This window comes from Pseudonocardia sp., assembly GCF_050250275.1.
GTDB lineage: Bacteria > Actinomycetota > Actinomycetes > Mycobacteriales > Pseudonocardiaceae > Pseudonocardia.
The window spans coordinates 109,840-132,571 of record NZ_JBFWOY010000019.1 but is presented as its reverse complement, the minus strand read 5'-3'; the positions used below and the strand labels follow the sequence as shown (position 1 = coordinate 132,571).

26 protein-coding genes are annotated in these 22,732 nt (G+C 73.7%); 16 read left to right on the top strand and 10 right to left on the bottom strand.

What is annotated here, in order from left to right; genetic code table 11:
* Positions 1-119 precede the first annotated feature (119 nt).
* Positions 120-1,469, top strand: coding sequence for an MFS transporter (locus AB7F12_RS18475; RefSeq protein ID WP_428516925.1), 1,350 nt, complete (start codon positions 120-122; stop codon positions 1,467-1,469).
* Here AB7F12_RS18475 and AB7F12_RS18470 read toward each other — a convergent pair.
* Positions 1,358-2,125 (bottom strand): gamma-glutamylcyclotransferase, encoded by a 768-nt coding sequence (locus tag AB7F12_RS18470; protein WP_428502653.1) that lies wholly within the window; start codon positions 2,123-2,125, stop codon positions 1,358-1,360. The two genes, AB7F12_RS18475 and AB7F12_RS18470, sit on opposite strands and share 112 nt — an antisense overlap.
* Positions 2,126-2,151: 26 nt before the next feature.
* Here AB7F12_RS18470 and mtnA point away from each other — a divergent pair, with 26 nt between their 5' ends.
* Genes mtnA through AB7F12_RS18455 form a run of 3 tightly spaced genes read left to right on the top strand, consistent with a single transcriptional unit; the run spans position 2,152 to position 4,729 of the window.
* A complete protein-coding gene (gene mtnA / locus AB7F12_RS18465) occupies positions 2,152-3,117 on the top strand; it encodes an S-methyl-5-thioribose-1-phosphate isomerase (RefSeq protein ID WP_428502660.1) in 966 nt (321 codons plus the stop codon).
* The gene (locus AB7F12_RS18460; protein WP_428502654.1) at positions 3,114-4,319 is read left to right on the top strand and encodes an MFS transporter; all 1,206 of its coding nucleotides are present in this window, start codon (positions 3,114-3,116) and stop codon (positions 4,317-4,319) included. Before mtnA ends, AB7F12_RS18460 begins: the two co-directional genes overlap by 4 nt.
* A 47-nt stretch (positions 4,320-4,366) precedes the next feature.
* The gene (locus AB7F12_RS18455) at positions 4,367-4,729 is read left to right on the top strand and encodes a hypothetical protein (protein ID WP_428502656.1); all 363 of its coding nucleotides are present in this window, start codon (positions 4,367-4,369) and stop codon (positions 4,727-4,729) included.
* Between the two features lie 123 nt (positions 4,730-4,852).
* On the opposite strand, the gene AB7F12_RS18450 is transcribed toward AB7F12_RS18455, so the two are convergent.
* Both AB7F12_RS18450 and AB7F12_RS18445 read right to left on the bottom strand, forming a co-directional pair.
* On the bottom strand, positions 4,853-5,488 hold the full coding sequence (locus AB7F12_RS18450; protein ID WP_428502657.1) for an MBL fold metallo-hydrolase: 636 nt from the start codon (positions 5,486-5,488) through the stop codon (positions 4,853-4,855).
* Positions 5,488-6,573 (bottom strand): S-(hydroxymethyl)mycothiol dehydrogenase, encoded by a 1,086-nt coding sequence (locus AB7F12_RS18445; protein ID WP_428502661.1) that lies wholly within the window; start codon positions 6,571-6,573, stop codon positions 5,488-5,490. Before AB7F12_RS18445 ends, AB7F12_RS18450 begins: the two co-directional genes overlap by 1 nt.
* A 100-nt stretch (positions 6,574-6,673) precedes the next feature.
* On the opposite strand from AB7F12_RS18445, the gene AB7F12_RS18440 reads away from it, so the two are divergent.
* Complete coding sequence (locus AB7F12_RS18440) at positions 6,674-7,426, top strand: enoyl-CoA hydratase/isomerase family protein (RefSeq protein WP_428501516.1); 753 nt, start codon at positions 6,674-6,676, stop codon at positions 7,424-7,426.
* 109 nt (positions 7,427-7,535) lie between these two features.
* Positions 7,536-8,696, top strand: a complete 1,161-nt coding sequence (locus AB7F12_RS18435; RefSeq protein ID WP_428501515.1) for a fumarylacetoacetate hydrolase family protein — start codon at positions 7,536-7,538, stop codon at positions 8,694-8,696.
* 8 nt (positions 8,697-8,704) lie between these two features.
* Here the strand turns inward: AB7F12_RS18435 and AB7F12_RS18430 are convergent, their stop codons facing one another.
* Together AB7F12_RS18430 and AB7F12_RS18425 are read right to left on the bottom strand one after the other, a co-directional pair.
* A complete protein-coding gene (locus AB7F12_RS18430; RefSeq protein WP_428501514.1) occupies positions 8,705-9,124 on the bottom strand; it encodes an acyl-CoA thioesterase in 420 nt (139 codons plus the stop codon).
* Positions 9,117-9,443, bottom strand: a complete 327-nt coding sequence (locus AB7F12_RS18425; protein ID WP_428501513.1) for a cupin domain-containing protein — start codon at positions 9,441-9,443, stop codon at positions 9,117-9,119. The genes AB7F12_RS18430 and AB7F12_RS18425 overlap by 8 nt, the downstream gene beginning before the upstream one ends.
* Before the next feature lie 108 nt (positions 9,444-9,551).
* On the opposite strand from AB7F12_RS18425, the gene AB7F12_RS18420 reads away from it, so the two are divergent.
* Positions 9,552-9,764, top strand: a complete 213-nt coding sequence (locus AB7F12_RS18420; protein WP_428501512.1) for a hypothetical protein — start codon at positions 9,552-9,554, stop codon at positions 9,762-9,764.
* A gap of 41 nt (positions 9,765-9,805) precedes the next feature.
* Here the strand turns inward: AB7F12_RS18420 and AB7F12_RS18415 are convergent, their stop codons facing one another.
* On the bottom strand, positions 9,806-10,522 hold the full coding sequence (locus tag AB7F12_RS18415; RefSeq protein WP_428501511.1) for a MerR family transcriptional regulator: 717 nt from the start codon (positions 10,520-10,522) through the stop codon (positions 9,806-9,808).
* Positions 10,523-10,613: 91 nt separating this feature from the next.
* On the opposite strand from AB7F12_RS18415, the gene AB7F12_RS18410 reads away from it, so the two are divergent.
* The 4 genes from AB7F12_RS18410 to AB7F12_RS18395 all read left to right on the top strand — a co-directional run bounded on the left by AB7F12_RS18410 (position 10,614) and on the right by AB7F12_RS18395 (position 15,770).
* A complete protein-coding gene (locus AB7F12_RS18410; RefSeq protein ID WP_428501510.1) occupies positions 10,614-11,834 on the top strand; it encodes an acetyl-CoA C-acetyltransferase in 1,221 nt (406 codons plus the stop codon).
* A gap of 1 nt (position 11,835) precedes the next feature.
* Positions 11,836-14,001: a 3-hydroxyacyl-CoA dehydrogenase NAD-binding domain-containing protein gene (locus tag AB7F12_RS18405; protein WP_428501509.1), complete on the top strand. Its 2,166-nt coding sequence runs from the start codon at positions 11,836-11,838 to the stop codon at positions 13,999-14,001.
* Between the two features lie 159 nt (positions 14,002-14,160).
* The gene (locus AB7F12_RS18400) at positions 14,161-14,784 is read left to right on the top strand and encodes a DedA family protein (RefSeq protein WP_428501508.1); all 624 of its coding nucleotides are present in this window, start codon (positions 14,161-14,163) and stop codon (positions 14,782-14,784) included.
* Positions 14,785-14,996: 212 nt separating this feature from the next.
* Complete coding sequence (locus tag AB7F12_RS18395) at positions 14,997-15,770, top strand: ANTAR domain-containing protein (RefSeq protein WP_428501507.1); 774 nt, start codon at positions 14,997-14,999, stop codon at positions 15,768-15,770.
* On the opposite strand, the gene AB7F12_RS18390 is transcribed toward AB7F12_RS18395, so the two are convergent.
* Positions 15,718-17,091 (bottom strand): acyltransferase family protein, encoded by a 1,374-nt coding sequence (locus AB7F12_RS18390; protein ID WP_428501506.1) that lies wholly within the window; start codon positions 17,089-17,091, stop codon positions 15,718-15,720. The two genes, AB7F12_RS18395 and AB7F12_RS18390, sit on opposite strands and share 53 nt — an antisense overlap.
* A 121-nt stretch (positions 17,092-17,212) precedes the next feature.
* Between AB7F12_RS18390 and AB7F12_RS18385 the strand changes: the two genes are divergently transcribed.
* The 3 genes from AB7F12_RS18385 (at position 17,213) to AB7F12_RS18375 (ending at position 19,131) form a co-directional block, all read left to right on the top strand.
* Entirely contained in the window at positions 17,213-17,503 is a 291-nt protein-coding gene (locus tag AB7F12_RS18385; protein ID WP_428501505.1) for a Dabb family protein, read from the top strand.
* A 90-nt stretch (positions 17,504-17,593) separates the two neighbouring features.
* Positions 17,594-18,475 (top strand): ABC transporter ATP-binding protein, encoded by an 882-nt coding sequence (locus AB7F12_RS18380; protein WP_428501518.1) that lies wholly within the window; start codon positions 17,594-17,596, stop codon positions 18,473-18,475.
* On the top strand, positions 18,472-19,131 hold the full coding sequence (locus tag AB7F12_RS18375; RefSeq protein ID WP_428501504.1) for a hypothetical protein: 660 nt from the start codon (positions 18,472-18,474) through the stop codon (positions 19,129-19,131). Before AB7F12_RS18380 ends, AB7F12_RS18375 begins: the two co-directional genes overlap by 4 nt.
* Before the next feature lie 3 nt (positions 19,132-19,134).
* Here AB7F12_RS18375 and AB7F12_RS18370 read toward each other — a convergent pair whose 3' ends face one another.
* The 3 genes from AB7F12_RS18370 to AB7F12_RS18360 all read right to left on the bottom strand — a co-directional run bounded on the left by AB7F12_RS18370 (position 19,135) and on the right by AB7F12_RS18360 (position 21,427).
* Entirely contained in the window at positions 19,135-19,821 is a 687-nt protein-coding gene (locus AB7F12_RS18370; RefSeq protein ID WP_428501503.1) for a TIGR03943 family putative permease subunit, read from the bottom strand.
* Entirely contained in the window at positions 19,821-20,801 is a 981-nt protein-coding gene (locus AB7F12_RS18365; protein WP_428501502.1) for a permease, read from the bottom strand. Before AB7F12_RS18365 ends, AB7F12_RS18370 begins: the two co-directional genes overlap by 1 nt.
* A gap of 71 nt (positions 20,802-20,872) precedes the next feature.
* Positions 20,873-21,427: a uridine kinase family protein gene (locus AB7F12_RS18360; RefSeq protein WP_428501501.1), complete on the bottom strand. Its 555-nt coding sequence runs from the start codon at positions 21,425-21,427 to the stop codon at positions 20,873-20,875.
* Between the two features lie 117 nt (positions 21,428-21,544).
* Here AB7F12_RS18360 and AB7F12_RS18355 point away from each other — a divergent pair, with 117 nt between their 5' ends.
* Both AB7F12_RS18355 and AB7F12_RS18350 read left to right on the top strand, forming a co-directional pair.
* A complete protein-coding gene (locus AB7F12_RS18355; protein WP_428516921.1) occupies positions 21,545-22,072 on the top strand; it encodes a sigma-70 family RNA polymerase sigma factor in 528 nt (175 codons plus the stop codon).
* 14 nt (positions 22,073-22,086) lie between these two features.
* The gene (locus tag AB7F12_RS18350; RefSeq protein ID WP_428501499.1) at positions 22,087-22,719 is read left to right on the top strand and encodes an anti-sigma factor family protein; all 633 of its coding nucleotides are present in this window, start codon (positions 22,087-22,089) and stop codon (positions 22,717-22,719) included.
* The last annotated feature ends 13 nt before the right edge of the window (positions 22,720-22,732 follow it).

The window sequence follows — 22,732 nt, the reverse complement described above, 5'->3', positions numbered from 1 at the left end:
CTCGGCCGAGTGGCGTCCGGCCGTCGAACAGGTCCGGCTCCGTCGCCCCGTGGCGCCCCGGTCTGCTCCCGGTTGCGGGTGACAGTCGCCGTCCGTCGGTGGCTCTCGGGAGGTGGGGCATGACCACGACCGGCGCGCAGCAGACGCAGGACGGTCCCGAACACAGCGAGATACCGGAGGCGACCGTCCGCAAGGCGGTCGGCGCCGCGGCGATGGGCAACCTCGTCGAGTGGTTCGACTACGGCATCTACAGCTATGTGACCGTCTACATCGCGGCGAGCATCCTCGGCGGCGACGACAGCTCCAACGTCGGTCTCGTACTGGCCCTGTTCGCGGTGGCCTACCTGGTCCGCCCGTTCGGCGGGATCGTGCTCGGCCCCCTCGGCGACCGCATCGGGCGCAAGAAGGTCCTGGCGATGACGATCGTCACGATGTCGGGCGCCAGCTTCCTGCTCGGCTGCCTGCCGACGTTCTCCGTCGCCGGGTGGGGCGCGCCCGTCCTGCTGATCCTGATCCGGCTGGTCCAGGGGTTCGCGACAGGCGGTGAGTACGGCGGGGCCGCCGCGTTCATCGCGGAGTACGCCCCCGACAAGAAGCGCGGCTTCTACTGCAGCTTCCTGGAGTTCGGCACCACCGGCGGGTTCGTCCTGGCCGCCGGGATGGTCACGATCCTCGAGGTGACGCTGTCCGACGCCGCGATGCACGCCTGGGGCTGGCGCATCCCGTTCCTGGTGGCCGGCCCGCTCGGCCTGATCGGGCTGTGGCTGCGGTCGAAGCTGGAGGACACCCCGGCGTTCAGGGCGCTGGAGGCGAAGGCCGAGGTCTCGGACTCGCCGCTCAAGGACGTGCTCACCAAGCACTGGCGCCCGATCATGGTGTGCATCGGCCTGGTGCTGTTCTACAACGTCGCCGTCTACACGGTGCTGTTCTACATGCCCACCTACCTGCAGACGACGCTGGAGCTCGAGGCGACGCCCGCCCTGCTCTACGTGCTCGGCATGATGCTGGTGATCATGTTCGTGATCATCCCGGTCGGTGCGCTGTCCGACCGGATCGGCCGGAAGCCGCTGATCGTGACGTCGTGCATCGGGTTCATCCTGCTGTCGTACCCGGCGTTCCTGCTGCTGGACTCGTCGACCGTGTGGGGCACGGTCCTCGGCCTCGTGATCCTCGCGCTGCTGCTGGTGATGCTGCTCGGCACCATGTCGGCCACGCTGCCCGCGCTGTTCGACACCGAGGTGCGCTACGGCGGCTTCTCCATCGGCTACAACATCTCGACGTCGATCTTCGGTGGTACGGCGCCCGCGATCCTCGCCTGGCTCGTGACCGCGACCGGGAACAACGCCTTCCCCGGGGTCTACCTCGCGGTGGCGTCGGTGATCTCGCTGGCGGCGGTGTTCGTCGTCAAGGAGAGCGCGGGCAAGCCGCTGCCCGGTGCGGTCCAGACGTCGGTGTCGTCGACCGTCTGACCCCGCCCACGAGGGATGCGCGCGTCGCCCGTGAGGGTGCGGGCGACCTCCTGGGGGACGTCGGCGCAGCGGACCATCGCGCCGTCGACGAGCAGCGGGCGGCGCGCCGGGGTGTTGCCCACGTAGGCGTGGACCTCGGGTACCAGGGTGCCGTCCTCGGTACGGACCTCGCCCGTGCCGAGCCGGGCCAGCCGGTAGCGGCCGTCGCCGTCGGGGGAGGCGCCCTCGCACACGTCGAGGACCGCGACCTGCGCGCGGGTCGCCAGCCACACCACGTGCTCCTCGACGACGCCCGGTGCGGCGGCCAGCACCGCCGGCCGCGCCCCGTCGCGGGCGCGCAGCCCGTGCGCCCACACCGCGGCCAGCCCGGTCGTGCGTACCCGCAGCACGACGACCGGCTCGGGGCCGAGGCCCAGCGCCGACCGCAGCCAGCTGATCTTCGACGGGTTCCGGTTCGACCCGTAGGCCAGCACCGGTGTCCGTACCGACGACGGCGGCGCACCGCGTGCGACGAGCCAGCTGTCGAGCGGCTCGCCCCGGACCAGGCCCCCGACCAGCCAGAAGCCAGTCCGCTCGACGTGCACGAACGACGTCGGTGGGACGGCCCCGGGGTAGGGGTCGGCGGGAAATCTCTCGTCTGCGAAATCGCCGCCCATCACCGGGAGCCTAGGCTGTTCCGGTGTTGCCCCCCACGATCTCCTGGGCGGACGGCCGGATCGAGATGCTCGACCAGACCGCTCTGCCACGCCTGCGCACCGTCTCGGTGACGACGGTCGACGAGCTGGTCGACGCCATCCGGCGCCTCGTCGTCCGCGGCGCCCCTGCGCTGGGGGTGGCGGGCGCGCTGGGGGTGGCGCTCGCCGCGCGCACCCTCGACGGCGACGCCCTCGCCGACGCCGCGGCCCGCATCGGCGGTGCGCGGCCCACCGCGGTCAACCTGTCGGTCGGCGTCCGCCGCGCGCTCGCCGTCGCCGACCAGGGCCCGGACGCCGTCCTCGCCGAGGCCGTCGCCGTCCGCGACGAGGACATCGCCGCGTGCCACGCCATCGGTGACCGCGGCGCGACGCTGCTGCGCGAACTGTGTGGGGCCGAGCCGCTGCGGCTGCACACCCATTGCAACGCAGGGGCTCTGGCCTGCGTGGAGTGGGGCACCGCCCTCGGTGTGGTCCGGTCGTTGCACGCCGACGGCCGCGTCGCCCACGTCGTCGCCGACGAGACCCGCCCGCTGCTGCAGGGCGCCCGCATCACCGCCGTCGAGCTGTCCTCGATCGGGGTCGCGCACCGGATCGTCGTCGACGGGGCGGGTCCGTCGATCATCGCCCGCGGGCTCGTCGACGCCGTCGTCGTCGGTGCGGACCGCATCGCCGCCAACGGTGACGTCGCCAACAAGATCGGCACGTACCCGCTCGCGCTGGCCGCCGCCCGCGCCGGGATCCCGTTCGTCGTCGCGGCGCCGGAGTCGACCGTCGACGCCGCGACGCCGGACGGTGACGCCATCGAGATCGAGGAGCGCGACCCCGCCGAGGTGCTCGGCACCGGGACCGTCCTGAAGTCGACGCAGGCCTGGAACCCGGCGTTCGACGTCACCCCGCACGACCTCGTCACCGCCGTCGTCACCGAGCAACGAACCTGGCGGCCCGCCCCGTGAGGACGGGACTGCACAGCGTCACGTTCTGGCTGCTGCTCGTCGCGACGGTGCTGGCGTTCGGCGGCTACTCGCTGCTGCTGCCGATCGTCCCGCTGTGGGTGACCGAGGGCGGTTCGGGCCCGTTCGGTGCGGGCGTCACGACCGGTGTGCTCATGGCCGTCACCGTCGCGACCCAGTTCGCCGTCCCGTGGATGCTGCGCCGGATCGGGCACCGCTGGGTGCTGGTCGTCGGCATGGTGTTCATGGGGGCGCCGGCGCCGCTGCTCGCGCTGTCGTCCGAGCTGGCGCCGGTGCTCGCCGTGACGACGTTGCGGGGTGTCGGGTTCGGGATGGTCACCGTGGCGGGCAGTGCCCTCGTCGCCGAGCTCCTCGACCCTGCCGAGCACAGCCGCGGCGCGAGCCGGTTCGGGCTGGCCGTCGGCCTGCCCCTGCTGGTCCTGCTGCCGACGGGGGTCGCGGTCGTCGAGTGGATCGGGTTCACCGCGGTGTTCGTCGGCGGCACGATCCCGCTGTTCGGCGCCGTGCTGATGCTCGTCCTGCGCCTCGACCGGCCGGGGCGGGCCGTCGCGGTGGCCGATCCCGACGTGGCGACCGCCGGCATCGTCGCCACCGGGTCCGCGACGGTGCCCGACTCGCCGGGGTGGCGCGGGGAGCGCGGCCCGCTGCTGGCGATGCTCGCCTGCGCGACCGCCCAGGGCGGGCTCATCACGTTCCTGCCGGTCACCGGTTCCGCGGCGGCCGCGACCGCGGCCCTGTTCGCAACGGCCGCCGGTTCACTCGGCGGACGATTCCTGGCCGGCGAGCTGGTGGTCCGTCACGACGTCGGCGGCCGGTTGCTGGTCCCCGGGGTGCTCATCGCTGCGGCCGGGATGGCGGCCGAGGTCGTCGCGTCGCTGCTGACCGCCGGGGGCGCGGCGGCGCTGGTCGTGGGTGCGCTGCTCGTGGGGTTCGGGTTCGGCATGGTGCAGAACGACTCGCTGGTGCAGCTGTTCGCCCTCGGCGGCCGGGCGCGGTACGGCCGGGCGAGCGCCCTGTGGAACGCCGCGTTCGACTCCGGGTTCGGCGTCGGCGCCGTGGGGCTCGGCGCGATCGCCGGCCCGTTCGGCTTCGCCGCCGCCCATGGCGCCGGTGCCGCGTTCCTCCTGATCGTCGCGCCGTTCACCCGTCGGCTCCGGTCGGGGGTCGCTCGTCAGGGTGGATGACGGGCGACGGAGCCTCGACCTGGGCTTTCGCTTCGTACCGTGATCACGTGACTCCACGTGACCTGGCTTCGGCGCTCGCCGCCCGGCTCGACGACGTCGTCCCCGCCGGGCTGCACGTACGCGCTGACGGTGCGCGGGTCGTGGTGCTGCGCGGCGATGCGGTCATCGGCGGGTCGGCCGCACCGCGGCTGCTCGACGGTGACCCGGGCGACCGGCAGGTCGCCACGGCGGCCTACGCGACGATCACCGTCGTGCAGGAGGTCGTGGCGCACAGCCTGGCGTCGCCGTGGCCGGCCCGCACGGGCGACCGCCCGGTCCCGCAGGCGCGGCTCGACGGCCGCTTGCTGCGCGCCTGGTACGGCCCGACCGAGCGACCGGTCCTGGCCCTCGACCCCGTCCCGGTGCGCTGACGGGCGCGAACCGGTCGGCGGTCACGACGGCGTCGGGATCGTCGCGCGGCCGCGAGAAGAAGGACGTGGGGTCAGGGTCGTGAGTGGCGATGGCCGCGACAGCGACCATCGCCACCCGCCGGGTCAGTGACCCCGGCTGATCCACTCCTCGAGGTGCGGCAGCTCGGCGCCGATCGTCGTCGAGTCGCCGTGCCCGGTGCGCACCACCGTGTCGCCGGGCAGCGTCAGCAGCCGGCCGCGGATCGAGTCGATGATCGTGTCGAACGACGAGAACGACCGTCCCGTCGCCCCCGGGCCGCCGCTGAACAGGGTGTCGCCGGTGAACAGCGTGCCGAGGTCCTCGGCGTAGAGGCACGTCGAGCCGGGGGAGTGGCCCGGCGTCGTGATCGCCCGCAGGCTCACCCCACCCGCCTCGATGACGTCGCCGTCGTGCAGCTCGCGGTCGGGTTTGCGGTCCGGCCACGTCATGTCCCACAACGGCGCCTCGGCCGGGGCCAGCAGGATCGGCGCGTCGAACCGGTCGGCGAGGTGGGGCGCCTGGTTGACGTGGTCGTCGTGGGCGTGCGTGCACACCACGGCGACGACGCGGCGGCCCGCGACCGCCTCCGCGATCTTCTCCAGGTCGTGCGCCGCGTCGACGACGATCACCTCGTTCTCGTCGCCCACCACCCAGACGTTGTTGTCGACCTCCCACGTACCCCCGTCGAGGGAGAACGTGCCGGAGGTGACGACGTGGTCGACCGGGCCCGACGGCGGCATCAGAGGACCACCACCGAGCGGAGGACCTCGCCGCGTTCCATGCGGTGGAAGGCCTCCTCGACGGCGTCGAGGCCGATCTCCTCGGAGACGAACTTGTCCAGCGGGAGCCGGCCCTGCAGGTACAGGTCGATGAGCATGGGGAAGTCGCGGGAGGGCAGGCAGTCGCCGTACCAGGAGGACTTGGTGGCGCCACCGCGGCCGAAGATCTCGATCATCGGGATGTCGAAGGTCATGTCGGGGGTGGGGACGCCGACGAGGACGGCGGTGCCGGCGAGGTCGCGGGCGAAGAACGCCTGCTTCAACGTTTCGGGGCGCCCGACGGCGTCGACGACGACGTCGGCGCCGTTGCCCCCGGTGAGTTCCTTGATGGCCTCGACGGCGTCGACGTCGCGGGAGTTGACGGTGTGGGTGGCGCCGAAGCCCTTGGCCCATTCCAGCTTGGTGGGGTCGACGTCGACGGCGATGATGGTGGTGGCGCCGACGAGGTGGGCGCCGGCGATGGCGGCGTTGCCGACGCCGCCGCAGCCGATGACGGCGATGGAGTCGCCGCGGCCGACGCCGCCGGTGTTGATGGCGGCGCCGATGCCGGCCATGACGCCGCAGCCGAGCAGCCCGGCGGCGGCGGGGCGGGCGGAGGGGTCGACCTTGGTGCACTGGCCGGCGGCGACGAGGGTTTTCTCGGCGAAGGCGCCGATGCCCAGGGCGGGGGAGAGTTCGGTGCCGTCGGCGAGGGTCATCTTCTGGGTGGCGTTGTGGGTGTTGAAGCAGTACTGCGGTTTGCCCTTGCGGCAGGAGCGGCACTGGCCGCAGACGGCGCGCCAGTTGAGGATGACGAAGTCGCCGGGGGCGAGGTCGGTGACGCCGTCGCCGACGGACTCGACGATGCCGGCGGCTTCGTGGCCGAGCAGGAAGGGGAAGTCGTCGTTGATGCCGCCTTCGCGGTAGTGCAGGTCGGTGTGGCAGACCCCGCAGGCCTGGATCGTGACGACGGCTTCGCCGGGGCCGGGGTCGGGGACGGTGATCGTCTCGATGGTGACGGGGGCGCCCTTGCTGTGGGCGACGACCGCGCGGACCTGTTGCGACATGGCTTCTGCTCCCTGGGCTCGGCGTCGAGGGCGGGGCCTACCCGCGATTCGTGCAGAGCCTTTCATGTCCGGCGCGGCACCCGCGGGTTAGGTTCCGGAGGTGATCGAACGAGTCGACGACGACGGGATCGCGATCCTGACCATGGCCCACGGGCCGGTCAACGCGATGGACATCGAACTGTGCGAGGGCATCGCGGAGACCTTCCGCGGGCTCGTGAGCGACCCTGCCCGAGCCGTGGTGCTCACCGCGGGCGGCAGCTCGTTCTCCGCGGGTGTGGACCTCAAGCGGTTCCTCGACGGCGGGGCGGCGTACGTCGAACGTTTCCTGCCCGCCCTCGCCGGCTGCTTCCGCGCCGTGTTCGACCTGCCCAAGCCGGTCGTCGTCGCCGTCAACGGGCACGCCATCGCCGGCGGATGCGTCCTCGCCGCGTGCGCCGACGTCGTCCTCATGGCCGAGGGCAAGGGCCGCATCGGTGTCCCCGAGCTGAAGGTCGGCGTGCCGTTCCCGCGGATCGCGCTGGAGGCCATGCGGATCGCGGTCGGTGAGGTGGGGGCCCGGCGGATGGTGCTGGGCGCAGCCACCTACCGACCCGCCGAGGCCCACGCCCTCGGTCTGGTCGACGAGGTCGTCGAGCCGGATGCGTTGCGCGCCGAGGCGGTCACCGCGGCCCGGGGGCTGGCGGCCGACGTCCCGCCCGACACGTTCGCCGCCACCAAGGCCGCGTTGCGCCGGGAGGCCGCCGACCGCGCCGACCGGTACTCCGCCGACGACGAGGTCGCCGTCCGGCTCTGGAGCCGTCGCGCCACCGACGGCTGGGTCGCCGACTACCTGGAGCGCGTCACCAAGCGCTGACCCGGGGCCGTGCCGCACGCACCCACGCGGACACCCGGGTGTGAATGCAGGCGGCCGCTTCAGCGATCATCGCCCATCCGGTGGGCCCGGGCCGCTAGCGTCTGGAGGCATGGGATCACCGGCGGTCGGGACGGGGCTCGCGCTCGGGGCGGTGGCCGGTACGGGAAGGCCCGGGCCGTCGCGGATCGCCGCGCCCACCCCGGCAGGCCTGCTCGACGTCGGAGCCCTCGCCGCCACCGAGAACGTCGCCTTCGCCGAGACGCTCGGCCACCCCACCCTCGACGCGCTGCTCGCCGCGGGGCGGCCCGTGTGGGTGGACGTCGTCGGCTGGCTGGCGGAGCGGCTGGCCGATCCCGGGCGGATCGCGCCGTACCTGCTGCCGCGGGGCGGCGTCGTGCCGATCCTGCCGTTCACGGTCGCCGACTACGTCGACTTCTACGCCTGCGAACAGCACGCGATCAACGGCGCGCAGATCCTGCGACCCGGCAGCTCGACGACCGCGCCGAACTGGCGGCACCTGCCCGTCGGCTACCACGGGCGGGCCGGGACGGTCGTCGTCAGCGGGACGCCGGTCACGAGGCCGTGGGGGCAGCGCGCGGCAGGCGACTACGGCCCCACCCGGGAGCTCGACGTCGAGGCCGAACTGGGTTTCGTCTGCGGCGGACCGGCGCGGGGCCGGGTGTCCATGGACGACGCGCTCGACCATGTCTTCGGCGTCGTCGTCCTCAACGACTGGTCGGCGCGCGACGTCCAGTCGTTCGAGTCCCGGCCGCTCGGGCCGATGCTGGGCAAGTCGTTCGCCACGGCGGTGTCCGCCTGGGTCACGCCACTGGACGTGCTCGGGGGGGCCTGGGTCGATCCGCCCCCGCGCGACCCCGAGCCGCTGCCCCACCTGCGTGGCGGGGCCGACCGCGGCCTCGACGTCACGCTGGAGATCCGGCTCGGTGACGAGCTCGTGTCGTCGCCGCCCGCCGCCGACCTCTACTGGACGCCCGCGCAGCTCGTCACGCACATGACGTCGAACGGCGCGCCGGTGCGACCCGGCGACCTGCTCGGATCCGGCACGGTGTCGGGGGCCCGGCGGGAGCAGTGGGGCAGCTTCCTGGAACTGTCGTGGGGCGGCGCCGACCCGGTCGCGCTGCCCGGCGGCGAGACCCGGACCTATCTCGAGGACGGCGACGAGGTCGTCATCTCCGCGACGTTCCCGGGCCCCGACGGCACCCGCCTCGCCCTGCCCGAGGTCCGCAACCGGGTGGCCCCGGCGGGCTGAGCGGCGCGCTACAGGGGACGCAGCGGGGTGGGCGGGCCGAGGGCGTCGGCGAGCATCGGCGGGATCGCGCGTTTGCCCGAGCCGTCGGTCCCGATCACGACGTACGTCGTCCGGCCGGCGCAGGTGATCTCCTCGCCGCGACGGACGTCGAAGTCGAGGACGAAGCTGGTGCGCCCCAGGCGTGCCGTCGACACGGCGACGACGACGTCGTCGCCCCACCCGACGCCGGAGCGCCAGTCGATCTCCGAGCGGACGAGCTGCACGTCGTGCCCGGCGTCGAGCATCCGCTTGTACGGCAGGCCGCGGTCGGCGAGGAACGCTGCCATCGCCTCGTCGAACCATGCGAGGTACCAGGCGTTGAAGACGACGTTCTGGGCGTCGACCTCGAGGTAGCGGACCGTGACGGGGAACAGGAACGTGTCAGCCACGCGCGCCCTCCGGCGGCGAGAACACGACGATGATCGACAGGTCCTCGCTGACGTCGACGAACTGATGGGGCTCACCGGCCGGCACGTAGACGACGCTGCCCGGCCCGATCCGGTGCTCGCGGTCCTCGCAGCGCAGCGTCGCCCGGCCGCGCGCGACCACGTAGACCTCGTCCTCGGCGTGCGGGTGCTGACCGTCCTTGCCGCCCACCGGGATGCAGTAGGTGCCGACGGACAGGTCGGGGGACCGGACGTGCTCGCGATACTGGTTTGGTTCGCCGTCGCGGACGGCGAACACGCCGGCAGCTCGAAGGACCTCCACAGGGTGAACGTATCCGACGCCGATTGCGCCGTGCCTACACCGTTCGGGCATTGCCGGGTCGGGGACACGCGTGTGAACATGTGTTCGAGTCGATATCGGGGGAGTGTCGTGGCGACGGAGATCCTGCGGATGCACTGCTGCGGCGTCGAATGGGTGGGCGCCGACCGCGCGCACTGCTGCCGGCGCACGGGTGGCTGCGGGGCGCTGTTCGACGACGCGACGCTGTGGGACGCGCACCGCAGCCGCGGACGGTGCCACGACCCGCGGCAGCTGGGTCTCGTTCAGACGCGCAACGGCATCTGGCTACGCCCTGCAGCCTGACCCCGTGGCGTGCGGCGGGGCCGGGGAGCCGGTTCGGCGCGTCATCCGACGCGGTCACGGATCGTGCGGTTCACGGCGCGGCCGAATGCGGCGACCACGCCCTGGACGGTGATCGGCTTGAGCCGGGCGAGGGTCTCGGCGAGTCGGGCCCGTTGCGCGGCAGGGCGTCCGGCGTCGCGGTAGGGCTGCAGGATCTGCCGTTGGAACAGGGCCATCAGGTCCTCGGCGAGTGCCGACGTGTGCTTGGCGATCAGCTCCTGCGAGTCGCGCAGCAGCTCGGGGGGTAGGCCGGAGTCGAGCATGTCCAGGCCCGGCCCGAGTGCTCCGTGCAGGCGGACGGTCCCGTCGTCGAGGACCTCGACGACGCCGAGGGCCTCCAGGTCGGCGACGGCGGCGTCGTCGAGGGCGCGCCCGGCGCGGCGGTCGAGCTCGGCGCGGTCGACGTCCTCCAGGTGCTCGGGCACCCACGGCGCGAGCAGTGCCCGCTGCAGGGCGAGGTCCTCGGGGCCGGTGTCGTGCGGGACCCGTTCGAGGTGGCGTTCGATGGCGGCCAGGGTGAAGCCGAGTGCGGACATCTCGCCGATGAGGTCGAGGCGGGCGACGTGTGCGGGTCCGTAGAGCCCGGTGCGGCCGCGCAGCCGGGGTGGCCCGACGAGCCCGCGCCCGGCGTAGAACCGGATCGTCCGGACGCTGATCCCGGTGCGTTCGGCGAGCTGGTCGATCGTGAGCTCAGCCTGCTCCTTCGGGGGGACTGCCATGTGAGGAGGCTACGACGACCTTGACCTATGTGACAGTGCTGCTGTAACAAAGATGGTGCCGACAGTGCCGTCCTGCTGACGAGAGGTCCGCATGAGCCAGATTCCCGAGGCCTACATCTACGACGCGATCCGGACACCGCGTGGCCGGGGCAAGGCCTCCGGCTCGCTGCACGAGGTCAAACCGATCTCGCTGGTCGTGGGCCTGATCCACGAGCTCCGCGAGCGATTCCCCGGGCTCGACCCCGCCACGGTCGACGACGTCGTCCTCGGGGTCGTGTCCCCGATCGGCGACCAGGGCGGCGACATCGCCAAGGCCGCCGCCATCGCCGCCGGACTGCCGCACACCGTCGCCGGCGTGCAGCTCAACCGCTTCTGCGCCTCCGGCCTGGAGGCCGTGAACACCGCCGCGCAGAAGGTGCGTTCCGGCATGGAGGAGATGGTCCTCGCCGGTGGCGTCGAGGCCATGTCACGGGTCCCGATGGGCTCCGACGGCGGCGCATGGGCCATGGACCCCGAGACCGCCTACGACACCGGCTTCGTGCCCCAGGGCATCGGTGCCGACCTCATCGCGACGCTGGAGGGCTTCTCGCGCACCGACGTCGACACCTTCGCCGTCGAGTCGCAGACACGTGCGGCCAAGGCGTGGGCGAACGGGTACTTCGCCCGGTCGGTCGTCCCGGTGCGAGACCGCAACGGCCTGCCCGTCCTGGAGCGCGACGAGCACGTCCGCGCCGGCACCACGCTCGACAACCTCGCCGGGCTCAAGCCGTCGTTCGAGATGATGGGCGCCGACGGCGGGTTCGACGCCGTCGCCCTGCAGCGCTACCACTGGGTCGAGAAGATCGACCACGTGCACCACGCCGGCAACTCGTCCGGCATCGTCGACGGCGCCGCCCTGACCCTGATCGGCACGGAGGCCGCCGGGAAGGCCGCGGGCATGACGCCGCGGGCCCGGATCGTCGCCACCGCACTCTCGGGCGCCGACCCGACGATCATGCTCACCGGCCCCGCCCCCGCCAGCCGCAAGGCGCTGGCCAAGGCCGGGCTCACCGTCGACGACATCGACCTCTTCGAGATCAACGAGGCCTTCGCCGCCGTCGCCCTGCGCTTCATGCGCGACATGGGGATCTCCCACGAGATCACCAACGTCAACGGCGGCGCCATCGCCATGGGTCACCCCCTCGGCGCGACCGGCGCGATGATCATCGGAACCCTCGTCGACGAACTGGAACGCCGGGACCTGCGCCGCGGCCTCGCCACGCTCTGCGTCGGCGGCGGCATGGGCATCGCGACGATCGTGGAGCGTGTCTGAGATGACCTCTGTGGAGAACAGCGAGCGGCAGGCCGTCCGCTGGGAGAAGGGCACCGACGGGATCGCCGTCGTCACCCTCGACGACCCCGGCAAGAGCGCCAACACCATGAACGACCGCTACAAGGCCGCCATGGGCACCGTCGTCGACGAGCTCGTCGCGGCGAAGGACGACCTCGTCGGCGTGATCATCACGTCCGCCAAGAAGACGTTCTTCGCCGGTGGCGACCTCGATGCCCTCTCCTCGGCGCAGCCTTCCGACGCGGGCGCCGTGATGGAGAACGTCACCGAGATCAAGGCCCAGCTGCGCAAGCTGGAGACGCTCGGACGACCCGTCGTCGCCGCCATGAACGGCACCGCGCTCGGCGGCGGCCTGGAGATCGGGCTCGCCTGCCACCACCGCATCGGCCTCGACGCACCCGGCGTGATCTACGGGCTGCCCGAGGTGACGCTGGGTCTGCTGCCCGGCGGCGGTGGCGTCACCCGCGTCACCCGCATGCTCGGGATCATGAACGGGTTCATGCAGGTCCTGGCCCAGGGGCAGCGGCACAAGCCCGCCGCGGCCCTGCAGATCGGGATCGTCGACGAGCTCGCGTCCTCGCCCGAGGAGATGCTGGAGAAGGCGAAGGCCTGGATCGCCGCCAACCCCGACGCCGCGCAACCCTGGGACAAGCCCGGCTTCAAGGTCCCCGGCGGCACCCCGGCGCAGCCGAAGCTCGCCGCGATCCTGCCCGCGTTCCCGGCCAACCTGCGCAAGCAGCTCAAGGGTGCCCCCATGCCCGCCCCGCGCAACATCCTCGCCGCGGCCGTCGAGGGCACCCAGGTCGACTTCGACACCGCGCTGCGCATCGAGTCGCGCTACTTCGTCGAGCTCGTCGTCGGCCAGGTCTCGAAGAACATGACCAAGGCATTCTTCTTCGACCTGCAGGCCATCAACGGCGGCCGCTCCCGCCCCGACGGCTTCGAGAAGTGGCGCCCGCGCAAGGTCGCCGTCCTCGGCGCCGGGATGATGGGCGCCGGCATCGCCTACACCTGCGCGCTCTCGGGCTGGGACGTCGTGCTCAAGGACGTCTCCCTGGAGGCCGCCGAGAAGGGGAAGGCCTACTCGGAGGGGCTGGTCGCCAAGGGTGTGAAGCGCGGCAGGACCACGCTGGAGAAGGGCGAGGCGCTGCTGCAGCGCATCACCCCCACCGACGACTACAACGACCTCGCCGGCTGCGACATCGTCATCGAGGCCGTCTTCGAGTCGGTGGCGCTCAAGCAGGAGGTCTTCCGCGAGGCGATGAAGGTGGTCGAGCCGGACGCGCTGCTCTGCTCGAACACCTCGACCCTGCCCATCACCGAGCTCGCCGCCGGCCTCGACCGCCACGGCGACTTCATCGGGCTGCACTTCTTCTCGCCCGTCGACAAGATGCCGCTCGTCGAGATCATCCGCGGCGAGCGGACCTCCGACGAGACCGTCGCCAAGGCCTTCGACGTCACGCTCGGGATGCGCAAGACCCCGATCGTCGTCAACGACAGCCGCGGCTTCTTCACCAGCCGGGTCATCGGGACGTTCATCAACGAGGGCGTCGCGATGCTGGCCGAGGGCATCGACCCGCAGACGGTCGAGCAGGCCTCCTCGCAGGCCGGCTATCCCGCGCCGGTGCTGCAGCTGCTCGACGAGCTGACACTCACCCTCCCGCAGAAGATCCGCAAGGAGTCGCAGGCCGCGGCCGGCGACGCGTGGGTGGCCCACCCCGCCGACGCGATCGTCGACAAGCTGGTGGAGCTCGGCCGCCCCGGGAAGTCCGGCGGCGCCGGGTTCTACGAGTACGTCGACGGCAGGCGGGCCGGGCTGTGGCCGGGGTTGCGCACCGAGTTCGGCGCGACGAACCACGACGTCGACCTGCACGAGCTGTCGGAACGGATGCTGGTCATCGAGGCGTTGGAGACGCAGCGCTGCATCGACGAGGGCGTCCTGACCTCGGATGCCGACGCCAACATTGGCTCGATCTTCGGCATCGGCTTCCCGGCCTGGACCGGCGGCGTCGTGCAGTACGTCGAGGGCTATCCGGGTGGCGTCGCGGGCTTCGTCGCCCGTGCCGACGAGTTCGCGACGAAGTACGGCGAGCGCTTCCGGGTGCCGGACTCGCTGCGCGCCCGCGCCTCGGGCGCTGCGGCGGCGTAGGCGCCGGGGGCTTCCCCGAACGTCAGGAACGGCACTTTCCCGCAGCTGGACTGCGGGAAAGTGCCGTTCCTGCATGTCGGGGGCCTCCATGACTCCCGGCGCGGCGTGCGCCCCCCGTTTTCTCAGGTTTGATTCAGGCAAATCGGGCACGGTGGGTGGGTGGCCGACTGGATTTTCTCGATCGTCGACCGGCTGGGCGCCGTGGGCGTGGGGCTGCTCATCCTGCTGGAGAACCTCGTCCCACCCATCCCGTCCGAGCTGATCCTGCCGCTCGCCGGGTTCCGCGCCCGCGCCGGCGCGATGGACGTCGTGCTCGTCTGGGCCTTCGCGACCACCGGCTCGCTGCTCGGCGCGGTGATCCTCTACGCCGTCGGCGCCGGGCTCGGATACGAACGGCTGCAACGACTCGCGACGAAGCGCTGGTTCGTCCTCGTCAGCGTCGCCGACCTCGAACGCGGCCACCGGCTCTTCGAGCGCTGGGGCGGCTGGATCGTCCTGCTCGGCCGCTTCGTGCCGGTGGTGCGCAGCGTCGTGTCCGTGCCCGCGGGCCTCGCGCGGCAACCGATCGGCCGCTTCATGCTGCTGACGGCGATCGGCAGCGGCATCTGGAACGCCGTCTTCATCGGCGCCGGCTGGATGATGGGCGAGCACTGGGACCAGGTCGAGGGCTGGCTGGGGCCGGCGAGCTACGTCGTCGTCGGGCTGGTGCTGGCCGGGATCGTGTGGCTGGTGATCCGCCGGCGCCGGTCGGCCTACGTGGGCGTCCACCGGCTGCGCAAGTGAGGCGCCGCCATGCGCGCGTCCCGGGCCGTTGCTCCAGATGACGCAGCACGACGCAGGCGACGGCGCTCGACCGTCCGGACACGGGTCCACCAGGAGGAACTCCTCCTCCGCGCCGACCGTGCGTACCGTCACGGGGGGTAACGTGGCTGCGTCCGTTGCCGGGCCGTGGCGGGCGGGGGATATTCGGCACGGGACGACGGGAGGTCAGGGCCGTGGCGACTGAGCAGGACTGGGCGAACGACCGGTACGCCTTCGTCGAGGGCCGCGAAGGCGCCTCCACAGGGCTGCTGGCCGGCCAGTTCGTCAGCCTCGCCGAGCGGTTGCTCGAAGCGACGACGGTCCGCGAGGTACTGCAGCGGGTCGTCGACGCAGGACGAGCCGTCGTCGCCGGCGCCGACCTGGTCAGCGTGACGATGCGGCAGCCCGGCGGCGGTTTCCACACCCCCGTCGAGACCGACGCGCTCGCCACCCACCTCGACGAGCTGCAGTACACCCTCGACGAGGGCCCGTGCGTGGAGGCGACCCGCACACCCGGGCTCGGCCTCGTCGCGAGTGCCGACCTGCGGGCGGGCGCCGAGTTCCCGCGCTGGGGCCCCGCCGCCGCGGCCGCGGGGGCGCGCAGCGTGCTCGCCGTCGGACTCTTCCCGGCGGGACGGGTCCCGCGGCTGGGGGCGCTGAACTTCTACTCGTTCGCCGTCGACGGCTTCGCGGCCGCGGATCCGGACATCGCGCTGGTGCTGGCGGCACACGCGTCGACGGCGCTGGCGGCCACGCGGGGCGCCACCGCCGCCGAGCTGGAGGTGGCCCAGCTGAAGGAGGCCCTGGCCAGCCGGGACGTGATCGGCCAGGCCAAGGGCATCCTCATGGAACGGCGGGGGATCGATGCGGCCGAGGCGTTCGACGTGCTGCGCTCGGCGTCGCAGTCGCTGAACGTCAAGCTCGCGCAGGTCGCGCAGACGATCGCGGCGCGCCGCGCAGAGCTGTGAGCCGGGCCGGAACCGCCCGGGTCGCCAGCAGGTAGCCGGCCGCCACCAGCGCCGACCAGGCCGCGGGCTCCGCGACGACGAGCAGACCCGCGTCGACGTGCGGGGCGAACCCGCGGGCGGCGAGACCGAGCATCCCGGCCGCGGCGAGCACCAGCCCGGCGTACACGGCGACGGGGGAGGCGCTGCGGCGTCCGGCCCTCGTCGAGCGCGTCTCGAGCGACCCGAACACGCGGACCAGCACCACGAGCACCACCAGCAGCCCGCCGATCCACAGCGGTGCGCCGCCCAGCCACAGCGGCCCGAACGGGTCGGGGGTGTGCGAGCCGAAGCCGAGCGTCAGCACCCCGACGCCGGCGACCAGCGCGCTCATGTGCCACAGGAACACCGTCATCGTGCGCGGGGCCAGGACGGCGAGTCCGCGTTCGACGGGCCGCCACGTCGCGAACCGGACCAGCGCCGGCTTGAGCGCGAACAGCGCACCCAGCTGGGCGATCGCCAACGTCACCAGGCAGAGGGTGGGCGGGCTCATGTTGGAGACCGGTGCGCCCGGCATCCCGATCATCGACGCGGGGTAGGGCCCGAGGCCGACGAGCGCGGCCGTCGCGGCCAGCCCGGCCACCCCGACCAGCGCGGCGCCGCGACGCCCCAGGCCGACGAAGCGACCGTCGGCGTAGGCGACTCCGACCTGGTGGACCGCGACCCACACGAGGATCGCGTTGACGTACCCGACGAGCGGGACACCGGCGAACCGCAGCGCGTCGACGGCGGCCGCGCCCAGGACGAGCGGCACGAGCACGGCGAGGCCGAAGCGGCGGTGCAGGGCGACGGTCAGTGGGGTGAGCGCCACCAGGATCAGCTGGACGACGAGGAACCACAGCAGCTGCGGCACCGTGCTCGCCGCGAGGTGCAGCGGCTGGCCCGGGACCCCGAGCGCGAGCAGCGCCACCGGCAGCGGCAACCACACGACCACCAGCGCGGCGACGGGCAGCACCAGCCGGTGCAGCCGCCCGACCAGCCAGCACGCGGCGTCGCCACCCTTCGCCCTCGTCCGCGCCCACGAGATCGCGGCCGCCGCGCCGGAGGCGAAGAACACCAGCGGCATGACCTGCCCGACCCACGTCCATGCCCAGGCGCCGGGCGCGGACAGGGCGTTGCCCGCGACGAGCGCGTCGCCGTCGCGGGTGATCACCGGCATCAGCCAGTGCTGGACGACGACGAGCGCGATCGCGCCGCTGCGGATCAGGTCGAGTACCACGTCACGGCCCCGGGGGACGCGTGCCGCGGCCGGGCCGCGGGGCGGCGTGGCGGTCGGCGTCGTCATGTGTCGAGCGTCTCGCCGGGGGCCCGCGAGGACAGCGGGGCCAGCAGGTGTAGTGGGCGTGGCTGACCCGACGCGGGAGGTGGGGCTGGCCCCACCCCACCGGTGTGGCACCGTGAGCGGCGTGATCCGAAACGTTGTGGTGGGAACCGTCAAGGACGGCGTGACGACCGAGCAGATCGAGGAGGCCCTCGCGGCGATCCGCGCGATGAAGGTCCCCGGTGTCGAGCTGAACGCGGTCACCGGCGTCGACCTGGGGCTGCGGGACGGGAACGCGGACTTCGCGATCACCGTCGACCTGGCCGACGAGGAGGCCTACAAGGTCTACGACGCCGACGACGAGCACAACCGCATCCGGCGCGAGCTGTTCGCCCCGATCAGCGCGTCGATCCAGCGGATCCAGTTCCGTCTCTGACAGCTCCGGCGCCTTTGGGCGCAGCCCAGCGGTCCGCCCGGCGCAGCGAGGGGCGTCGACCCCGGCGGGCGGGGGCACGATGACCGCGTGATGCGTCTCGAGGGGGTGCGCAAGCGGTACGGCCGGCGATCGTCGGATGTCCTCGCGGGCATCGACCTCGACCTGGAACCCGGCCGTCCCGTGGTGCTCCGGGGCGGCAACGGCTCCGGGAAGTCGACGTTGCTGCGCATCGCCGCGGGCGCGTCGTCCCCGTCGGCCGGCCGGGTCGTGGGGCGCCCGCGCGTCGTCGGCTACGTGCCCGACCGGTTCCCGGCGCAGCTGCGCATGCCCGTCGGCGTCTACCTGCGCCACCTCGCCGCCGTCCACGGGGCCGGGCCCGCGGCGGTGCGGGAGGCCACCGACCTGCTCGCCGAGATGTCGTTCTCCGCAGGGGCCGGCACCCCGATGCTGCAGCTGTCCAAGGGCAACGCGCAGAAGGTCGGCCTGGCCCAGGCGCTGACCTGCGGCGCCGGCCTGGTCGTACTCGACGAGCCCTGGTCGGGTCTCGACGCCGAGTCCTCCCCGGTGCTGTCCGCCCGCCTCGACGCGGTGGCCGTCGCGGGCGCGCTCGTCCTCGTCGCCGACCACACCGCGCACGGCCCACGGCTCGCCGCCGCGACCGTCCTGCGGGTGGAGGCGGGCACGCTGCGGCCCGAGGCGGCGCCGGCCCGGGTCGACGAGGTGACCGTCATCGAGCTGGCCGGTGACGGCGACCCCCGCCGGGCGGTGCAGTCGCTGCCGCCGGGGTCGGAGTCGCGGGTCGTGCCCGGTCCGGGGCCTGCGTCGTGGCGGCTGCGGCTGCGGGTGCCGGCCGCCGACGGTGACGCCGTGCTGGCCGCGGCGATCGGTCGCGGCGCCACGGTGCTGTCGGTGCGCCGCGAGGCCGCGGGCGTCCCGGTGCCGCCGCGGCGGCGCGTGGAGGCCCGGCCGTGAGCACGATCGCCGTCTCCCGCTTCCTGCTGTCCGACGTGTACCGCTCGCAGCGGGCCGTCGTCCCCGTCATCGTCCAGGCCGCGATCCTCGCGATCCTCTTCGGCGGCGACCCCGGGCCGCTGCCCGCGCCCTGGGCGGCGTCGGCGCTCGCGCTGTACCCGATCGCGGCGTGGCTGGGCATCGTCGTCGCCAACACCGAGGACCCGGTCCAGCGGCACGTCACCGTCGTCGCCGCGGGCGGTGTCGGGCGGGTCGTCGGCGGGGTCGTGGCGCTCGCCGTGGCCGGCGACGTTCTGCTGTCGCTGCTCTCGGTGGTATGGCCGATGGTCGCCACGCACTACCCGCACCCGCTGCCGGTCGTCGCACTCGGCTTCGGCGGGCACCTGGTCTGCGCCCTCACCGGCACGGCGGTGGGCCTGCTCTGTGCGCGGCCCGTCATCGGCAAGGTCGGGTGGTCGCTGCTGGCCGCGGGCACGGTCGTCGTCGTGACGGGGACGCAGTCGCACGTGCCGCCCGTCGGGCCGGTCGTGCGGGCGCTGACCTCGGGTGGGCCGCCGGGGTCGGGCACGGTCGTCGGCACCGGGCTCGTCGTGGCCGCCGGGCTCGTCGTCGCGGCGGCGTTCGTCTCGGCCCGGGTCGCGCTGCGGACGGACTGAACCTCAGTACTCGTAGGGGTCGTCCGGGGCCGGGACCACCGTCAGGTCGGTGACGTCGAGGGCCGGTGACCAGCGGTTGTCCTTCGCCGCCTGCGCCACCACGGTGCCACGCACCCGCACCCAGGTGTCGACGGGCAGCTCCGCCACCCCCGGCCCGCTCACCCGCACCGTGTAGGGGCGGGCGTCGGCCGCACAGCACGCGATCGTCATCCGCGCGACCACCACCTCGCCGGCGCGGTGGGCGAGGAACCCCGTCACCGTGAGGTCCCGGCCGTCGCCCAGCGAACCGTCGATCGACCGCGCCACCGCCTCGGCGACGCCCAGCTCGGCCGGCCCGGGCGGCAGCCGCGCGACGTCGGCCACCACGGCCGCGGGGGCCGGGGTGTGCCGCGCGATCGCGTCGGCCCCCAGCGCCGGCGGCGCGACCAGCGCGATCACCATCACCGGCAGCACCAGCAGCCACGGCGACGACCCCGTCCGGTGGTCGTGACCGTCGGAGGACGGGACGGCCCGGCCGCGCAGGTCCCGGACCGTCGCCACCACCGCGAGCACGACCATGACCACGCCCGCGCCGATCAACCACCACCGCTGCGCGGGACGGACGTAGCGCAGGAACGTGTCGTCGACGGCGATCCGCACCAGCGCGGCGCCGAGCAGGAACAGCACGGCGTGCTGGGTCTCGCGGCGCATCAGCGCACCCCCAGGACCAGGACGCCCGCGGCGAGGCCGCACAGGATCGCCACGACGAACGTCGCCGGGGCGAAGCGCGCCGCGAACGCCCGGCCGAACGTGCCCGCCTGCAGGGCGACGAGCTTGACGTCGACCGCCGGGCCGACCACCAGGAACACCAGCCGCGGCACCAGCGGCATCGCCGACAGCGACGCGGCCACGAACGCGTCGGCCTCGCTGCACAGCGCCAGCACCACCGCCAGCACCGCCATGACCAGCACCGCGAGCAACCACCGGTCGGCCAGCCCCGCGGTCCACGAGGCCGGGACCAGCACCGACAGACACGACGCGACCAGCGCGCCGACGACGAGCAGCCCGCCCGCCGACACCAGGTCGTGCCGGGCGGACTCCGCGAACACCCCCCACCGGTTGCCGCCCTGCTGCGCGGGCCTGCGCACCCGCGCCGCGATCCACTCCGCGCGGCCCGCCTTCTGCCACAGCCAGCCCATCACGCACGCCGTCGCCAACGACCCGGCCGCCCGCGCCACCACCATGCCCGGCTCCCCGGGGAACGCGACCGCCGTCGCCACCAGCACGACCGGGTTCACGGCCGGCGCCGCCAACAGGAACGCCAACGCCGCCGCCTCCGGCACGCCCTGCCCGATCAGCCTGCGCGCCACCGGGACCGACGCACACTCGCACCCCGGCAACGCCAGCCCGGCGAGACCCGCCACCGGCACCGCCGCACCCGTCCGGCTCGGCAGCACCCGGCGCAGCGCCGCGGGCGACACGAACGCCGCGATCGCCCCCGACACCAGGACCCCCAGCACCAGGAACGGCAACGCCTGCACGCAGATCGCGACGAACACCGTCGCCACCGTGCGCACCACCGGCGCGCCCAGCGCCTCGACGATCCACGGCCGCGCGGCGAGGGCCACCACCAGCAGCGCCGCGAACACGTAGAGCGAGTTCACCCGCGCCGGGCGCTCGGTCGTCGTCACGACCCGGATCGTGCCCCACCCGGGCGCGGACCCGGCGCGGAACCGCCGCAACCCGTCGCACGTGTCACCCCTCAGCGGTTCACGATCACGAGGTCCGCACGCTCGCGCGTGCGCTCGCGGGCGTGCCAGGCGTCCTCCTGCGCGGCCCAGCGTGCGCGGAACGGCGCGTAGCCCGGCCAGTCCGGCCGCGCCCGCAGCCGACGGTCCCTCGTCGCCGGGTCGCACTCGACCCAGACCGCGATGTCGGTGTACGGGCGCAACGCCGTCGCCCCCGCCCCACAGCCCTCCAGCAGGACCACCGGCGTCGGCGCCAGCTCCCGGGCCCCGGTCCGCGCGTTCCGCGTCCAGTCCCACGGCCACCACCGCGCCGGCCGGCCCTCGGCGAGCGGCCGCGCGATCCAGTCGACGGCCGGCGGCACCGCCGCGGCCAGCCCGTCCCACCCCGGGTAGAGCTCCTCCAGGGTGAGCACCGGCGCGACCAGCGCGAGCCCCACCGCGTCGGCGATACGCGACTTACCCGACCCGGAGAACCCGTCGACCGTGACGAGCCGGGTCCCCTGCCGGGCACTGGCGCGCACGGCGTCGATGACCAGCGCGACCTGTTCCTCCAGCTGTGCCTCCGCCACGGCTCCATCCTCCCTGGGGGCGGTTCCTGCTGCGGGGGGCCTCCACCGGAGCCGCCCGGGGCGCTCGGGCAGGGTGAACCGGTCGGCGTCGCGATCCGTCTGAGGGAGGTGACCGCGTTGCGCCGTCCGCCCGACCCGGCGGAGGAGTACCTCCGGGCGCTCTACGAGCAGCTCGGCGGTCCCCTGCACGGCTACGCGCTCAAGCTCACCGGCGACCCCGGGCGGGCGGAGGAGGTCGTGCAGGAGACCCTGGTGCGCGCCTGGCGCCGCGCCGACCTCCTCGACACCGACCCCGCCGCGTTGCGCGCCTGGATGTTCACCGTCGCCCGCAACCTCGTCACCGACCAGTGGCGCGCCGCCCGCGCCCGCCCCCGCACCGTGTCCGACGACGCCGCCCTCGACGCCACCGTCGCCCCCGGCGACGACGCTCTCGACCAGGCCGTCCAGCGCTGGACCGTCGCCGCGGCCCTCGATCGGCTGTCCCCCGAGCACCGGTCCGTCCTCGTCGAGACCTACTACGAGGGTCGCTCGGTCGCCGAGGCCGCCGCGCGGCTCGGCATCCCGCAGGGCACCGTCAAGTCGCGGACCTACTACGCGCTGCGGGCGCTGCGACTGGCACTGGAAGAACTGGGGGCGGCACGGTGACCGGGGACGATCCGATGCGGCTCGAGCTGGGGGCCTACCTGCTGGGCAGCCTCGCGCCCGCGGAACGCGCAGCGGTCGACAGCCACCTGTCGACGTGCGCGGACTGCCGCGCCGAGCTGGCGTCGCTCGCACCTCTGCCCGGGCTGTTGGGGCGGCTCGCCCCGGACGAGGCCCGGGACGGGCTCGTCGCGCCCGCCGCGGACCTGCTGCCGCGCACGTTGAGCGTCGTGGGCGCCGAGCGGCGCCGGGAGCGGCGGACCGTGCAACGGTGGCGGGTGCTGACGGCCGCATCGGCCGTCGCCGCGCTCGCCGGGCTGGGGGTCGCCGTCGTCCCGATGATGACGCCCGGCCCGGCCTCGACGCCGATGGCCGCGGTGGCGGGGGTGGCGGCCTCGGGGTCGGGAACGCTGGAGGCGCGGACCTGGGGCACGGCGCTGCAGCTCACCCTCGCCGGGCTTCCCCCCGCGGGCAGCTACCAGGCTTTGGCGACGGCACGCGACGGCCGTACGGAGGTCGTCGCGTCCTGGGGGCCGACGCCGAGCGGTCGCGCCACGGTGCAGGGGGCCACCGCCATCCAGCGCGCCGACCTCGCCGAGGTCCAGGTGCGCACCGCCGACGGCCGCCCGCTGATGACCCTGCCCTGCTGAGAACCACTCGCAG

Excerpts from the sequence above, each read along its gene's own strand:
- AB7F12_RS18475 (WP_428516925.1), top strand. The coding sequence starts at position 120 with ATGACCACGACCGGCGCGCAGCAGACGCAGGACGGTCCCGAACACAGC.
- AB7F12_RS18470 (WP_428502653.1), bottom strand. The coding sequence starts at position 2,125 with ATGGGCGGCGATTTCGCAGACGAGAGATTTCCCGCCGACCCCTACCCC.
- AB7F12_RS18450 (WP_428502657.1), bottom strand. The coding sequence starts at position 5,488 with ATGCCGCCGTCGGGCCCGGTCGACCACGTCGTCACCTCCGGCACGTTC.
- AB7F12_RS18445 (WP_428502661.1), bottom strand. The coding sequence starts at position 6,573 with ATGTCGCAACAGGTCCGCGCGGTCGTCGCCCACAGCAAGGGCGCCCCC.
- AB7F12_RS18435 (WP_428501515.1), top strand. The coding sequence starts at position 7,536 with ATGGGATCACCGGCGGTCGGGACGGGGCTCGCGCTCGGGGCGGTGGCC.
- AB7F12_RS18415 (WP_428501511.1), bottom strand. The coding sequence starts at position 10,522 with ATGGCAGTCCCCCCGAAGGAGCAGGCTGAGCTCACGATCGACCAGCTC.
- AB7F12_RS18410 (WP_428501510.1), top strand. The coding sequence starts at position 10,614 with ATGAGCCAGATTCCCGAGGCCTACATCTACGACGCGATCCGGACACCG.
- AB7F12_RS18405 (WP_428501509.1), top strand. The coding sequence starts at position 11,836 with ATGACCTCTGTGGAGAACAGCGAGCGGCAGGCCGTCCGCTGGGAGAAG.
- AB7F12_RS18390 (WP_428501506.1), bottom strand. The coding sequence starts at position 17,091 with ATGACGACGCCGACCGCCACGCCGCCCCGCGGCCCGGCCGCGGCACGC.
- AB7F12_RS18380 (WP_428501518.1), top strand. The coding sequence starts at position 17,594 with ATGCGTCTCGAGGGGGTGCGCAAGCGGTACGGCCGGCGATCGTCGGAT.
- AB7F12_RS18370 (WP_428501503.1), bottom strand. The coding sequence starts at position 19,821 with ATGCGCCGCGAGACCCAGCACGCCGTGCTGTTCCTGCTCGGCGCCGCG.
- AB7F12_RS18350 (WP_428501499.1), top strand. The coding sequence starts at position 22,087 with ATGCGGCTCGAGCTGGGGGCCTACCTGCTGGGCAGCCTCGCGCCCGCG.